The sequence below is a fragment of the Gordonia sp. i37 genome (assembly GCF_002043085.1).
In the GTDB taxonomy this organism is placed as follows: Bacteria; Actinomycetota; Actinomycetes; order Mycobacteriales; family Mycobacteriaceae; genus Gordonia; species Gordonia polyisoprenivorans.
In genome coordinates, this window is record NZ_MVPX01000115.1 from 1 (window position 1) to 15227 (window position 15227).

The following is a 15227-nucleotide window of genomic DNA, read 5'->3' on the forward strand; positions in this document are numbered from 1 at the left end:
ACGTTCACCGATCCGGATGCCGACGCTGCCGCGATCGCAGCCATGTCGCGCGATGAGCTCACCGAGACGGGCCCTGACCTGCTCCGCGAGTCCCGCAAATACGAAGCCCGGACGGTCCTGGCTGCCGCCGCTCTGGCGGAGCGGGTATTTCACGAGCATCTCGCCGATCGGCCCGAGACCGGTGTGTGGGGTTCGGTGGTCGAGCATGCCGAGAGACTCGGCCGAGCCGAGGTGTCGTTGCAGTTCAAGGTCTCCCGAAGCAAAGCCGGGAGTTGGATAGCGCTGGCGGACCTCCTGGAGAAGCTACCGCTGATCCGTGCCGCCTACCTGAATGGAGAACTCTCCACCAACCGGGCTTCGATCATGGCGCGCGCCGCCCAGCGTGGCGCGGACACCAACACCAACACCGACACCAACGATGCCGGGGACGAGTCGGAGATGTCGTTCGAAGAGATCGTCCTGGACTACGGATCCCGGGCCACCACCGATCCGGTGCTGTCGCAACAACTCGACGCCGCACTGATCTCGATGAACCCCGACAGCGTTATCGAGGACCGCGACACCATCACCGATCTGGTGGGACACGTGACCATCACCCCCGATATTGCAGGGCACTCCGCTCTGGATGCGGTTGTTCCCGCCCATTACGGGGTGTTTCTCACAACCCAGATCAACGCCCTCATCGATGAACGCACCTGCCGTAAGGACCCGCGTCGAGTGGGGTCGCTGCGGGTGATCGCACTCGGGGAGATCACCGGCGTCCCGGGAGCGCACCTCGACTGCGAATGTGGACAAGATGATTGCCCGAAACGAGGTGGCGGCACGGACAGCAACGACTCCGCCGAAACACCCGCCGACGCCGAGGACGCCGCAGCCTGGGACGACCTGCTCCCCGAACCCGTCGACGCCGACGGTCCTGACATCGAGTTGGTGGAGCCGGTCGTCGAACCCGAGATCCCCGATCCGATGGATGAGCCGACGCCGGATGAGGTGCCGGTGGCGTTCGGACGTGCCCTGGTGGTGCCGAGTGCGCCCGTGCTGACGGTCCTGAAAGATCCCGACGGTGTACTGGTGCCCCGGTTGCAGGGATACGGGCCCATCGACCCCAGCTACGCCACCATCCTCGCCGAGGTGGCGAAAACCATCCATTACCCCGAATCCGTACGCACGGCCGGTCCGTTGATCCCGCAGATCTCCGACCGGCCCCAAGCACCACCGGCCGACCCGACCGGACACGGTGGTCACACCGTGCCACCCCCTGGGGCATTGACGTATGCACCCAGCGCTGCGTTGCGCGCTGAGGTGCTGGCCAACGACGCCTGGTGCCGGTATCCGTACTGCGGGATGCCGTCACACCTGTGCGACCTCGACCATTGGCGGCCGTTCAACCATGCCGATCCCGAGGCCGGTGGGTGGACGGTACTCGGCGATCTGATCCCGCTGTGTCGGGCCGATCACCAACGCAAGCATCTTGCGGAGTGGGTACCGACGCTCTTTCTGGATCGGAGGGTGGAGTGGCGGAACCGACGGAGCGGGCAGGTGATTGTTACCTATCCGCGGTGACGGGGTTCCACTGTGGGATGGAACCAGCTGTGGCGCAACGGGTCTCGAGGCTCCTCGCTGGCGCTCGTCGCACCTCGACCACCAGGAACAGGGCGCCTCGACCACCACGAAAAGCACTACCGGGCGCGAAGTGACAGCGCCACCACCAGTCGGGTGGCGGGGTCGTCGAGGTCCATGTCGGTGAGGTCGCGAATGCGACGGATGCGGTAGCGCAACGTATTCGGGTGGATGTGGAGTGCCTCGGATGCGGCGCGGACGTCGCCGAAATGATCGAGATAGGCGCGCAGTGACGCGGTGAGGTCGCCGCCGGATTCGGTGTCGCGGTCGGCGAGTTCGACGACGCGCCTGTCGATCAGGTCGGGGTTGGCCGAGAGCAGGGCGACGATCTCGCCGAGCAGCACCCCGGTCTGGGACGCCGACACCGTCGTCACCGGGTCGATGAGATCGGACTCCCGTTGTGCCGCATCGAGAACCCGATCGGCAAGTCGGCGTAGTTCGGGGACCTCGGACAGTCCTGCTGCCGGTCCGGCGACGACGGCGCGCACCGATGTCTGAAATTGCCGGTCGGCGGCCTCGACCGCCGAATGAGCCCACGCCAGGACCGAGTCGACGCCGGGGCCGTTTGCCTCCGACCCGTCGCCCGGCAGCACCACGTAGGCACGTGCCCCGAGGGTGGTGGTCACCGACAGCGGCCGCAAAGCGCTGGCGTGCAATGTCAATGCCGACACGACACCCGCCGGAATGCCCGAACCCGCGACCTCGCCGACGCTCGGACCGCGACCGGCGAAGCCGACAACGATCACCGGTGCGTCGGAGGCGATGCCGAGTTGCGCCCCCAGATATCCCGCGTCGATGCTCTCGCCATGTGCGCCGAGGAGCCGCCGAACGATCTCGTCGTGACCGGTCCCCGCCGCCCGGCGTCGCGAAATCACCCGTGCCGCAACGGCAGCGGCCCCTCGAAGGATGGTCTCGGCGTCGGTGGCGAACTCCGAGTCGCCCTGCTGTAGCCAGACGACTCCCAGGAAGTCCGGACCGGAGCGGATCGGTGCAGCCATCCGCGGCCGTAGACCCAGGTCGGCGCGCGCGGCCACCCGCACGACCCCGTGCGAGGTGCGCAGGGCGTCCATCACCCCCCACTGGCGCAGCCACGCCAACATCTCCGGTGGGCCCTCGCGACCGAGAATCGACAATCGCCGTAGCTCGTCGGCCTCGTCACCGGCGCGACTGTAGGCCAACACGTGTGAACGTTGATCCTCGATGCTGACCAGGCCGTGGGTGCGTCGGGCCACCTCGGCGGCGAGTTCGAACAGGTCGCCGCTGGTGCCCGACGCCCACGCCCCGGACGCCAATGCATCGGGGTCGCCGACACCTGCTGCGGTGTCGAGGACGCGAATCAACAACTGGTAGATCCGCTCCCACCGTGCGTGCGGGTCGACGTCGATGACCGCGATCCCCGCTGCGGCGAGCGCCTCGGTCACTCCCGAACCGGGGGATTTGAGCATCACCGCAATCGGCGGAGCGGCAGCGATCGTCGGAAGCCAGTGCACCACATCGGCGTCCGACGTACCGACCATCAGGAAGACGTCGGCACCGCGCGCGGCGGCGCCCAACGGCAGGCGCAGGTCGTCGGGGTCGAGCAACGCCACCGACCCGACGGTCACGTCGAGACCCCGTGGTGCCTCCGCCAGCGTCACGAGCGTCGCGTCGAGGGCGAGCACCAGCCGCCCCAGCCCGATCCGCGCCTCGTCCATACCTCGAATCTACGGCCCCGGCCGATGAATACACACGTGCCCGCCGGGGAAGAATCCCGGCGGGCACGTGCGGGGCTGCAGAGTGGATCAGTACGAGGTGGATCGGTACGGGGCGATCACAGGATCGTGAGCATCTCGTTGTAGGTGGGCAGCGGCCACAGATCGTCGGCGACGATGGTCTCGAGCTTGTCCGACGCGGTCCGGACTTCGGCCATCGCCGGGATGAGCGAGGCGAGCGCGTATTCCGACTCCGCCTCGACGGTGTCGCCGTGGAATCCGGCGATGGCCTCCTCGAGGGCGTCCATCTTCTTGTTGAGCGCCTTGACCGAGGTGGTCATCGTCAACAATGCCGGGGTCTCCATGTCGATGCCCGCGGCCTTCAGGCTCGCCGCGGTGGACGCGAGCTCGCCCATGTACCGGGTCGCGGCCGGCAGGATCATCGTCTTGGCGATCTCGAGGGTTTCCTTCGCCTCGACCAGCAGCGCAAGCGCGTACTGCTCGAGTACGACCTCCTTGCGGGCCTTGAGTTCCCGCTCGGACAGGATGCCGTACTTGGCCATCAACTCCTTGATCTCCGGCTCGTCGAGCTGGGCCATCGCGTCGACCGTGGTGCGCAGATTCAGCAGACCACGAGACGCCGCCTCCTCCTGCCAGGCATCGGAGTAGCCGTCGCCGTTGAACACGACCTTGCCGTGATCGGTGACGATCGCCTCGAGCAACTTCTGCACTGCCGCATCGAAGTCGGTGCCCGCGGCGGTCTCCGTCTCCAGGAAGGTGCACACGTAGTCCAGCGAGTCGGCCAGCATCGCGTTGATGGCCACCATCGGGTCGGCGATCGACTGGTTGGAGCCGGGGGCCCGGAACTCGAAACGGTTGCCGGTGAAGGCAAACGGGCTGGTGCGGTTGCGGTCGCCGGCGTCGGCCTTGAGCGGGGGCAGGGTGTCGACGCCGAGTTCGAGGACGCCGGTCTGCTTGCTCTCCTTGGCGCCGCCCTTGGCGATCTGGTCGAAGACGTCGGCCAACTGCTCGCCGAGGAAGATCGAGATGATCGCGGGCGGGGCCTCGTTGGCGCCGAGGCGGTGGTCGTTGGACGCCGAGGCCACCGACGCGCGCAGCAGGCCACCGTACTTGTGCACACCGCGGATGATGGCGGCGCAGAACACCAGGAACTGCTCGTTCTCGTGCGGGGTGTCGCCCGGATTGAGCAGGTTGCCCTGATTGCTGTTACCCAGCGAGAAGTTGACGTGCTTGCCCGAACCGTTGACGCCGGCGAAGGGCTTCTCGTGGATCAGACAGACCATGCCGTAGCGTTCGGCGACCTTCTTCATCGTCGTCATCATCAGCTGCTGATGATCATGGGCGAGATTGGACTTCTCGAAGACCGGCGCCAATTCGAACTGGCCGGGCGCGACCTCGTTGTGCCGCGTCTTGGCCGGGATGCCCTGCTTGAACAACTCGCGGTCGAGCTCGATCATGAACGCCAGCACTCGATCCGGGATGGATCCGAAGTAGTGGTCGTCGAACTCCTGGCCCTTGGACGGCTTGGCGCCGAACAGGGTGCGGTTGGCGGTCATCAGGTCGGGTCGGGCGAAATAGAAGTGACGGTCGATCAGGAAGTACTCCTGCTCGGCTCCGGCATAGGAGACGACGGTGTCGACGTCTTTGTGTCCGAACAACTTCAACAGTCGCATGGCCTGCTTGCTCATGGCCTGCTGGCTGCGCAGCAGCGGGGTCTTCTTGTCGAGGGCCTCACCGGTCCACGAGATGAAGATCGTGGGAATGCACAGCGTGTTGCCGTTGGGGTTCTCGAGGATGTAGGCGGGGCTGGTGACGTCCCACCCGGTGTAGCCGCGGGCCTCGAAGGTGCCGCGCAGACCGCCATTGGGGAACGACGACGCATCCGGCTCGCCCTGCAGCAGCGTCTTGCCCTGGAATTCGGCGAGCGAACCGTCGGAGCCGTCGGGCTCGAGGAACGAGTCGTGCTTCTCGGCGGTGAACCCGGTGAGCGGGTAGAAGACGTGGGCGTAGTGCGAGGCACCCTTCTCGATCGCCCAGTCCTTCATCGCCGAGGCGACGTAGTCGGCGAGAGTCGGGTCCAGCGGCGCGCCCTTGTCGATGGTGGCCGACACGGCCTTGAACACGTGCTTGGGGAGACGCGATTTCATCACCGACAGGGTGAAGACGTTGCGGCCGAAGGTGTCGGCCAACGGCTCGGGGAAGCCGTCGGTCTCCATCTCGTAGGTGGTCACGGCCTCGATGGCCTGACGGCGCGACATGCTGCCACTCATGGGGTACTCCTGGGTTGGGTGCCCCGGATCGTCGACTGGGTGTCGTGGTCGGGCCGGGGCGTTGTGCGAGCGATACGAAGCTATGAGTGACAGGTACCCGCATCGTTGCGCCAATGTGACGTACGTGAAAACTCGGTTCAGTTTCCTGTTGTGTGCAGGTCACGTGAGGTGATGGCGAGTGCGGCAACGACGATGCCCACCACGATGCCGATGCCGGTGTCGAGCACTCGGTCCACCGCCATCTCGGGTGACAGGCCGGCGCCCAACCCGGTGAGCAGCAGTGCCATCGGGGTCACCGCCAGTGAACAAATCGCGTAGTTGACGGTGGAGAAGATCTCCGCGCACGTCTGCAGGACCACGATGGCCGCCACCGCGCCCCAATAGCCGAGCGGCAGCGCGAGCAATGCCGCGGCGATCGCCGCACCGCCGATGTTGCCGAGCAACCGGGCCACCCCGCGACTGACCGTGTGGTGATAGCTCACCCCCTGCATGGCGGCCATCGCTCCCATCGCGGCCCACATCGGGTGCGCGAGCCCCGCCGCCGCGGCGACTCCCGCGGCCGCCGCCGCGGCCACCGTGATGCGGGCCGCCGAGATCAGCAGATGGCGTCGGGTGTGCGAGGAGTGACCTCCGGACAGTTGCGTCCACAGGGATTCCCGCGCAGCCGATCCGGGGATCTCGGTGCGGCCCCGGCCGGTCGACATCGCGATCAGCCAGGGCGCCAACGCGGCGAGCAGGCCGATCACCGAGCCCAGGGCGGTGGCCGCGACAGCCCGGCCGACGTCGGAGAGATCGCCCGCGAAGCCGGCCGCTCCGGTCGCCGCGAAGACGAAGATGATGCCTCCCGGGCCGACGATGTGCAGCGCCGACACCAGATAGGCGGCGGCACCGGCGAGGGCCGAGATGACGCCGATCTCGACCACCAACGATCCGGAGAATGCGCCGAGCGCGGCACCGATACCGACGGCCGTGGTGATCGCGACGGCAAGCACGCCCAGCCGGCGCGCACGTACCGGATAGGGGTCGGGCCGGCAGAACGCCGAAATCAGTGTGCCGAGAGCGGCCAGTCCGGCGATGTCCCGATGACCGGTCAGTCCGCCGATCACCAGGACCACGCCGACGGCCATGCCCACCCGCAGTGGTGCGGCGTAGCCGATCCGGCTGGGGTCCACCGACAACGCCTCCCGCCACGCCCGCACGCTCACCGCGTGGCGCAGTGCGGCCCGACGGGAGGGGCGAGCGGGCAGGGCGAGGTAGGGAGAGGCCGTGGACATGAAATTACTTTATCACTATTTTACTAGTAAAAATATGTGATCGCGACTACGATGAGCCGCGTGACCGACGCCGCCGACGCAGCCCGGGATGCGGGCCCCCGCGACCTGGTCGACCGGATCATCGACGAGTGGGCGCAGGCCTTTCCCGATATCGACGTCGCCCCCATCGGCGTACTCGGTCGGGTTCAGCGCATCGCTGCGATCTCCAATGCCCAACTCGACCGCAATCTCGAGGAGCATGGAATCGGTCGATCGGAGTTCGACGTCCTCGGTGCGCTGGTGCGCGCCCGGCGGCCGCTGCGAGCCAGTGAGGTCGTCTCGACGACGACACTCAGTGGTGCATCGATCACCAAGATCAGTGAAAGTCTTTCTCGGCGAGGGCTCTTGGAGCGCAAGAAGTCCGAGCGGGACGGTCGGGTCGTGCTGCTGCGGCCCACCGACGCCGGCCGCAGGCTTGTCGATGCCGAGTTGCCACGCCGCCTACGTGACGACGAGGAAGCACTGGCGGCATTGACCGACCGGGAACGGGCGACGCTCGCGGCGTTGCTGCGCAAGATCTCGCTCGTCGTCGGCGGCTGACCGCCGCTTACGCGCAAGTTCTTGACACAATCTGGAAACACTGTCTAGTTTTCTCGCAACACTCGACGTTGCTGTCCGACAGGGGTTTCATGCGCACATTCTCTCGCCGTCAGGTGCTCGCCGGTGCCGCCGGCGCCGGGGTCACCGGGGTGATCGCCTCCACCGCCGGGGTCGGCCGCGGCTTCGCGACGCCGGGCCGAGCCGTTCCGACCACACGCGAGGAACACCGCGTCGTGGTGATCGGCTCCGGATTCGGTGGGGGAGTCACGGCCTTACGGCTGACCCGTGCCGGGGTGCCGGTGGTGCTCCTCGAACGCGGACGACGCTGGCCGACCGGACCGAATTCGACGACCTTCCCGAGTGCCACCCATCCCGACAAGCGCATCCTCTGGCACCAGTCGACACCACAGGTCTTCGGTCGTCCGCTGTCGGTGGAACCCTATGTGGGCCTGTTCGAATCGATTGCCGGACATAACATGACACCCATGGTCGCCGCCGGCTGAGGTGGGGGCTCACTGGTCTATCAGGGCATGACCCTGCAACCGTCGGAAGAAGTGTTCGGCGCGCATTTCCCCGCCGGTCTCGACTGGCCGTCGATGAACGGCACCTACTATCCGCGGGTCGCACGCATGCTCGGCGCGCAGGTCGCCCCCGACGCATTGATCCGCACCCCCAACTACCGGGTCGTCCGCGAGTTCGCCGCCCATGTGCGGCGCGCCGGACTGCCGGTGCAGAAGATCCCGATGCCGATCGACTGGAACTATGCCCTGGCCGAGGTGGCCGGGAAGATGCGCCCGTCCTACACCAACGGCGACGGCGCGATCGGCGTCAACAACGGCGGCAAACACAGCGTCGACGTCACCTACCTGGCGCAGGCGGAACAGACCGGACTTCTCGATGCCCGAATCCTGCACGACGTCACCGAGATTCACCGCGAACCGACCGGCCGCTGGCGCGTGACGGCGAACCGGACCGATGAGACCGGCCGGGTCCTCGAGACCGTGATCCTGTCCACCCCGACGTTGTTCCTCGCCGCCGGCTCGATGAACACCAGCCGAATGCTGGTGCGCGCCGGGGCAACCGGAGCGATCACCGATCTCCCGGACGCCGTCGGCACCGGCTGGGGCACCAACGCCGACCGGATCTACATCTGGAATGCCCCCACCGCCGATTTCGGTGCGGCGCAAGGGGGCCCGGTTGTGTACGGCAGCCTCAACTGGTCCGACCCGCAGCACGCGTTCACCGTCATCCAGGCGTCCATCCCGCCGATCCCGGTCAACACCCACTCCACGATGATGGTCGCCTACGGCGTCAGCGCCAGGCGCGGACACTTCATCTACGACGCCGCCACCGACCAAGCGGTCCTGCAATGGCCGCACGAAGGGGACTCGATACTCCAAAACCGTTACATCACCCCGGCGGTGAACCGCATCGCCGGACCGGACTCCACCCTGATCGACACCAACGCGGTGCTCCCGTCGACCTGGCATCCGCTCGGCGGCGCGTCCATGGGCACCGTGTGCGACCTGGAAGGTCGGGTGCACGGCCAACGCGGACTCTACGTCGTCGACGGTGCACTGATGCCCGGCACCTGCGCCGCCTGCAACCCGTCGATGACCATCGCCGCGGTCGCCGAACGCGCGCTGGACCGCATCGTCGCCACCGACGTCGGCTCACTCATCTGAGGGTGTCGACGCCGCCGCGGTGGGCATGGCCTCGAGGGCGGGCCGGAGCCAGCGGTCGAGGAAAGCGCGCAATTCGGCGTCGGTGCGGGCGGCGTCGTCGACGACCACCAGCGACAGGCTCAGCAGGGCCGTCATGTCGACGATGTCGTCGACGTGCGGTGCGTACTGCGGCGACGCCACGATGATCGGGTGCAGGATCTGCGTGGCGACCTCGCGGGTCCTCGACATCGCGCCGTCATCGAAGAACGGATGGCTTTCCTGCGAGGTCATGAGCATCGACAGAGCCGGATCGGCCGCGGCCATCGAACGGCCGGCGACGATGAATTCGACGAGGTAGTCGGTCAGATCGGTGATGCCCTCGAGCCGCGCGTGGATGGCGCCCATCGCGGTGATCGCGAGCTCGCCGAGCGCCTGGGAGACGAGATCCTCGCGGGAACCGAAGATCGAATACACCGTCTGCCTCGACACGCCCGCCGACGCGGCGACGGCCGCGATACTCGCCCCGGCAAAACCCTCAGTGGCGATCAGGCTGAGCGTCGCGTCGATGATCTTCCCTCTCGAACGCATGCCCTCGATTATGACGCCGCGTCCGCACCCGCCCTGCCGCGCCACGCTGGGCCGGTGGGTTGTGTGCCGGGCCTGCGCACCGACCGCCTACTGTGGGCTGCACGACCTGCCGCCACCGGCGGGTCTCGGCTCACGTCGACAGGGGAGGTCCAGACCAATGAGTGTGGTGCGCCATTCGTCCACGATCGAGGTGGCACGCGACCGCGTGTTCACCTACATCAACGACTACGAGAACGTTCCGGAGTACATGTTCGGGATTCATCAGTTCACTCCGCGGACAGACCTGACCAGCGGCAAGGGCTCGGTCTTCGACGTCGCGATCAAGGCGGGACCGAAGACCCTCAAGTCCACGGTCGAGACCGTCGAGTGGGTCGAGAACGAACTCATCGTGCTCAGGGCCATCGAGGGCTTCCAGGCCAACACCACCTGGCGCTTCGCCGACCTGGATGCGGGCGGTACCAAGGTCGACGCCGAATTCGAGTACATCCTGCCGGGCGGTTTGGCCGGAAAAGCGCTGGGCGCGATCATGGATCCGTTCGCGGCCCAGGCGATCAAGCACACCGACGCCAAGCTGCGCTCGGCGCTCGCGGAGTAGTCGCGCGTGGTGAATGTGGCCGCGTCGTTGTTCGACCTGGCGCAGCGGCGATCGCTGTTGCCGGGCCCGGTGGAGAACGCGGTGACCGGACCCGGTCGTGATGTCTCCGGCCTGACGGTGCTGGTGACCGGTGCCTCGGCAGGTATCGGGCGCGAAGCGGTGCGTGCGCTCGCCGCGCGCGGCGCCCATCTCATCGCCGTCGCCCGCCGCTCCGACGAGCTGCGGTCATTGGCGTCGGAGACCGGATGCGACCACATCGTCGCCGACCTGTCCGCCGAGGCCGGCGTGGCAGCGCTTCTCGACGAACTCGGTGATGGGCGGATCGATGTCCTGGTGAACAACGCGGGACGATCGATCCGCCGGTCGATCCTCGACTCCACCGATCGGCTGCACGACTATCAGCGGACGATGTCACTGAACTACTTTGCCGCGGTCCAACTCTCGCTGGGTCTGCTGCCCGGGATGGTCGAGCGCGGATCCGGCCAGATCGTGAACATCTGCACGTGGGGCCTGATGGCGGGAACGTTCCCACGCTTCTCCGCCTACGCCGCGTCCAAGAACGCCCTCGGGATCTTCGGACGCAGCCTCAACGCCGAACGTCCACACCCCGGCGTCTGCGCCACCAACGTCTACTACCCACTGGTGCGGACCGAGATGATCGCTCCCACAGCGGAATACGACGACGTACATGCGCTCGACGTGGCCGAGGCAGCGAACTGGATCGTCCGCGCGATCACCCACCAGCCCGAGGAGGTCGCACCCGCGGCCCTGCGTGCGGTGCTGCCCGTCCTCGACTACCTCTCACCGGCGGTCGCCGACCGCGCCATGCGCTCCCTGACCTGAGCGCACCGGGACCGAGCACGTAACAAAGCCCTCGCGCCGGGCGTGATCGTGCGCTAACCTCGGCAGTGCGACTGGCGCAGCCGGAATCGACCGGCAAGGAGCACGTTCGGAGACATCGTCCGCCTGGGTGTCGATCCCCGACGAAGGAACGTGCCATGGCCCGATCACAACCCATCACTGCCGCACATCCCAGCGATGCCGCACACCCCGCGCAGACCGGCCGCCACCACGTGGTGATCATCGGCTCGGGTTTCGGCGGGCTCGCCGCGGCTCGCCGGCTCGCCCACGCCGATGTCGACGTCACGGTCATCGCCCGCACCACCCACCACCTGTTCCAGCCGCTGCTGTATCAGGTGGCCACCGGGCTCATCTCGCAAGGCCAGATCGCCCCACCGATGCGGGTGATCCTGCGCAATCAGCGCAACGCGCGGGTCGTCCTCGGCGACGTGGAGAGCATCGACCTCCAGCAGCACAGGGTCACCTCGCGTCTGCTCGACCGCGAACTCACCACCGGTTACGACAGCCTCATCGTCGCCGCGGGTGCCGGCCAATCCTATTTCGGCAACGACCATTTCGCGGAGTTCGCACCCGGTCTCAAGACCATCGACGACGCCCTCGAACTCCGCGGACGTATCCTCGGCGCCTTCGAACAGGCCGAGTTGTCCACCGATCCCGACGAGCGTGCCCGCCTGCTGACGTTCGTGGTGGTCGGCGCAGGTGCGACCGGGGTGGAGATGGCCGGGCAGATCGCGGAGATGGCGGCCAAGACGCTGCGCGGCGCCTTCGACTCCATCGATCCGACGCAGGCGCGGGTCATCCTCCTCGACGCGGCGCCGTCGGTACTTCCGCCGTTCGGGCGCAAGCTCGGAGGACGGGCTGAAAAGCGTTTGCGCTCACTGGGAGTCGATGTCCAACTGGGGTCGATGGTCGTCGACATGGATTACGACGGGCTGGTGGTCAAAGACCCCGACGGCACCACCCGACGCATCGAGAGCCAGTGCAAGGTGTGGTCGGCGGGTGTCGCGGCCAGCCCACTCGGCCGCCATCTCGCCGAGCAGAGTGGGGCCGAGACCGACCGCGCCGGACGGGTCCGGGTGCAGCCAGATCTCAGTCTGCCCGGCCACGCCGAGGTGTTCGTCGTCGGCGACATGATGGCACTCGACGGGGTGCCGGGCCAGGCCCCGGCGGCGAACCAGTCCGCGCGGTACGCCGCCGACACCATCATCGCTCGGCTCAACGGCAGTCTGCGGGCTCGAAAGCCGTTCTCCTACTGGGACAAGGGGTCGATGGCGACGGTCTCGCGGTACTCGGCGGTCGCCAGCGTGCCGATCCCCGGGACGTCGCGGCACATCGAGTTCTCCGGTTATCTCGCCTGGCTCGGATGGCTGTTCCTGCACCTGATCTACCTCGTCGGATTCCGCAACCGCTTCACCACGCTGATCGATTGGCTCTTCGCGTTCACCTCGCGCAGCCGCAACCAACTCGCGGTCACCGAGCAGCAGGTGTTCGCGCGCACCGTGATCGACCGGCTCGAGGAGATCGAGGAACGCGGCGCCGCCTGAGGCGCCGCCGGGGGCGAGCGCCTACAGTTTCGCCAACGCCGGCGTCAGCTTGTCGATCGCCCACGGCACCGAGTAGATCGTGGGTCCGCCGAACGCCGACGCGGTGTCGTTGGTGAGGAACACCGTCGTGCCGCGGCGCACCGCGGGCAGCGAATCCCAGCCGGGTATCGCATCGAACGCCTCGGGCCCGCCGACCAGCGGCCAGAAGATCAGTAGGTCCGAAGCGAAGATGTCGATACGTTCGGCCGACACGATCGTGCGTGCGCCACCGGGCGCGAGCCCTTTGACCGCCGGGTCGAGAACCAGGCCGAGTTCGGCGAGCAGTTTCGCGGAGGGGTCGGTGTCGCTGGTCACCACACCGAACTGATTCTGCGGGGTCAGCTGTCCGAAGGTGAACGTCTTGCCCTGGCTCGCCGGGTATTTCGCCTTGGTGGCCGCGATCTGCTGCTCGACCTCGGCGACGGCCTCATCGGCCTGCTGTTGCTTGCCGAAGATCCGGCCGGCTGTCGTCATCACGTCCTGCCAGCTGTCGGTGACGGTGTCGGTGGCCATCACCGGGATCGTCGGGGCGATCCGCGTCAGACGGTCGTAGGCCGCGCGATCGGGCAGGTATCCGGCGAGGATCACCTGCGGGGCGAACCGCGCGATCGCGGCGACGTCGGGGGTACCGGCCTCCACGTCATAGGTGACGATCGTCGACGAGTGCTCCGGCGTCCAGGCGAAGCGATTGTTCGGGCCCGAATACCCCTGCGCGAGGAACTCCGCGGTGATCGGGACTCCGAGGCGGATCAGCGAATCCGACCACGCGCCGCCGAAGGTCACGACCTTGGTCGGATCGCTCGGAATCGTCGTCGATCCGTACTGGTGCTCGACGGTCACGGTCTCTCCCGCGGACCCGGCCGGGTCGTCGGGGGAGGAGCACCCGAGAAGGGCGACGAACACCAGGGTCAACAGGCCGGCGAGAACTCCACGAGCACGCATCTCGTTAGGTTAGGCTAAATCGCCCGTATCGGACAAGGCCGACGCGGGCGTGACGACGCCACTGCTCGCCACCGATGCCGTCCGGGCGTTCGGGTTAATCCCACGGTGACCGAAAGTCTGTGCCGCGTACGCGCCCGGACGCCGTCGACGTACCCGGGCAGCTCCTGACTTTCTTGCCGTGTGCGGCGCCGCCGACCTACCGTGAATCGACCATCTGGAGCGACCGAGAGACCCGGCTCGTCGACGTCGCAGCAACCCCAGAGGAGGGTGCTAACGCCGGGATCGATGGGAGTCGGCTCGTGCCATTTCATGACCATGCCCCGTTGTCGGTGCTCGATCTCGCGCCGATCAGTGAGGGCTCCAATCCTGCTGCCGCACTGGCCAACACGATCGACCTCGCGCAGCACGCCGAGCAGTGGGGGTATCGCCGCTACTGGGTCGCCGAACATCACTTCGTCGCGGTGGCCGGCTCCAACCCGGCCGTCCTGATCGGTCAGATCGCCGGCGCCACCACCACCATCCGGGTCGGGTCGGCGGCGGTTCAGGTCGGCCAGACGACCGCGGTCTCGGTCGTCGAGTCCTTCGGTCTGCTCGACGCCTTCCATCCCGGCCGCATCGACCTGGGTCTCGGACGCTCCGGGCAGCGGCGCGCGGAAGCGGTCACGGCGACACTCACGCCTTCGACACCCACGCCGTCGACACCTGCGGTGACCCTGCCGAGCATTCCCCGCCCGAGTCGCGTCGTCGACGGTGTGGTGCTCCCCGAACCGTTCGATGTGTCGGCGCTGCTGGCGAATTCGCGTCTGGCGCGCAGCTTCGAGGTGCTCACCCAGCCCGGTGCGCAGACCCCCGATTTCGCCGAGCAGGTCGCCGACATCGCCGCATTGCTCGAGGGCACCTATCGCAGCCCGTCCGGTCTCCAACTGCATGCGGTGCCCGGTGAGGGCGCCGACGTCGAGCTCTGGATCTTCGGTAGCAGCAAGGGTCAGAGCGCTCAGGTGGCCGGCGCGCGCGGACTGCCCTTCGTCGCCAACTACCACGTGAGCCCCGGCACGACGCTCGAAGCGGTGCAGGCCTATCGCGCCGCCTTCCGGCCGTCGGCGGTGCTTGCCGAACCGTACGTGGTGGTCTCGGCCGATGTGGTGGTCGCCGAGGACGACGACACCGCACGCCATCTCGCCTCCACCTACGGGCACTGGGTGTACAGCATCCGCAGCGGCCACGGCGCCGTCGAGTACCCGGATCCGGCCACCGCGCCACCACTGGACGACGAGCAGCGCGCACTGGTCGCCGACCGCCTCGAGACCCAGTTCGTGGGCAGCCCCGACACCGTCGTCGAGCGTCTCGCCGCGCTCGGAAAGCTGACCGACGCAGACGAACTCGTCATCACCTCGGTCACCCACGATCACGGTGACCGGCTGCGCTCGCACGAACTCCTCGCCAAGAAATGGGGCCTCATCTGATGCGTGGCATCACCACCACCGTCGCCCGTACCGCGACGGCAACCGTTGCCGCGCTGGCCGTCTTCGGTCTCGCCGC

At 67.5% G+C, this 15227-nt stretch carries 11 protein-coding genes, 1 pseudogene and 1 riboswitch; of the genes and pseudogenes, 7 read left to right on the forward strand and 5 right to left on the reverse strand.

The annotated features are described in order from the left end of the window. The coding region (locus B1964_RS05460; RefSeq protein ID WP_139765634.1) for an HNH endonuclease signature motif containing protein at nt 1-1563 on the forward strand (1563 nt) is incomplete at its 5' end. A 116-nt stretch (nt 1564-1679) separates the two neighbouring features. Here the strand turns inward: B1964_RS05460 and B1964_RS05465 are convergent. The 3 genes from B1964_RS05465 to B1964_RS05475 all read right to left on the reverse strand — a co-directional run bounded on the left by B1964_RS05465 (nt 1680) and on the right by B1964_RS05475 (nt 6876). Then, nucleotides 1680-3314, reverse strand: a complete 1635-nt coding sequence (locus tag B1964_RS05465) for a CdaR family transcriptional regulator (RefSeq protein ID WP_079929143.1) — start codon at nt 3312-3314, stop codon at nt 1680-1682. A 116-nt stretch (nt 3315-3430) separates the two neighbouring features. Next, complete coding sequence (locus B1964_RS05470) at nt 3431-5602, reverse strand: glutamine synthetase III (protein WP_006368289.1); 2172 nt, start codon at nt 5600-5602, stop codon at nt 3431-3433. Nucleotides 5603-5739: 137 nt separating this feature from the next. Beyond that, nucleotides 5740-6876, reverse strand: coding sequence for an FUSC family protein (locus B1964_RS05475; protein ID WP_079929144.1), 1137 nt, complete (start codon nt 6874-6876; stop codon nt 5740-5742). Between the two features lie 51 nt (nt 6877-6927). Between B1964_RS05475 and B1964_RS05480 the strand changes: the two genes are divergently transcribed. Together B1964_RS05480 and B1964_RS05485 are read left to right on the forward strand one after the other, a co-directional pair. Beyond that, nucleotides 6928-7455, forward strand: coding sequence for a MarR family transcriptional regulator (locus B1964_RS05480; protein WP_172398760.1), 528 nt, complete (start codon nt 6928-6930; stop codon nt 7453-7455). 89 nt (nt 7456-7544) lie between these two features. Then, nucleotides 7545-9140 (forward strand): annotated as a pseudogene (locus B1964_RS05485) (GMC oxidoreductase). On the opposite strand, the gene B1964_RS05490 reads toward B1964_RS05485, so the two are convergent. Further along, complete coding sequence (locus B1964_RS05490) at nt 9129-9707, reverse strand: TetR family transcriptional regulator (RefSeq protein ID WP_006368293.1); 579 nt, start codon at nt 9705-9707, stop codon at nt 9129-9131. The pseudogene B1964_RS05485 and the gene B1964_RS05490 overlap by 12 nt on opposite strands. Before the next feature lie 157 nt (nt 9708-9864). On the opposite strand from B1964_RS05490, the gene B1964_RS05495 reads away from it, so the two are divergent. The 3 genes from B1964_RS05495 (at nt 9865) to B1964_RS05505 (ending at nt 12707) form a co-directional block, all read left to right on the forward strand. Next, nucleotides 9865-10302, forward strand: coding sequence for an SRPBCC family protein (locus B1964_RS05495; RefSeq protein ID WP_006368294.1), 438 nt, complete (start codon nt 9865-9867; stop codon nt 10300-10302). A 9-nt stretch (nt 10303-10311) separates the two neighbouring features. Continuing rightward, nucleotides 10312-11145 carry an SDR family NAD(P)-dependent oxidoreductase gene (locus B1964_RS05500; protein WP_172398761.1) on the forward strand — a complete coding sequence of 278 codons (834 nt, stop codon included), beginning with the start codon at nt 10312-10314 and terminating at the stop codon, nt 11143-11145. 155 nt (nt 11146-11300) lie between these two features. Beyond that, nucleotides 11301-12707 carry an NAD(P)/FAD-dependent oxidoreductase gene (locus B1964_RS05505; RefSeq protein ID WP_079929147.1) on the forward strand — a complete coding sequence of 469 codons (1407 nt, stop codon included), beginning with the start codon at nt 11301-11303 and terminating at the stop codon, nt 12705-12707. 21 nt (nt 12708-12728) lie between these two features. On the opposite strand, the gene B1964_RS05510 is transcribed toward B1964_RS05505, so the two are convergent. After that, nucleotides 12729-13688, reverse strand: a complete 960-nt coding sequence (locus B1964_RS05510; protein ID WP_079929148.1) for an ABC transporter substrate-binding protein — start codon at nt 13686-13688, stop codon at nt 12729-12731. Between the two features lie 207 nt (nt 13689-13895). Beyond that, nucleotides 13896-13980, forward strand: a riboswitch (SAM riboswitch). A 7-nt stretch (nt 13981-13987) separates the two neighbouring features. On the opposite strand from B1964_RS05510, the gene B1964_RS05515 reads away from it, so the two are divergent. After that, nucleotides 13988-15151 carry an LLM class flavin-dependent oxidoreductase gene (locus tag B1964_RS05515; RefSeq protein ID WP_079929149.1) on the forward strand — a complete coding sequence of 388 codons (1164 nt, stop codon included), beginning with the start codon at nt 13988-13990 and terminating at the stop codon, nt 15149-15151. Nucleotides 15152-15227 lie beyond the last annotated feature (76 nt).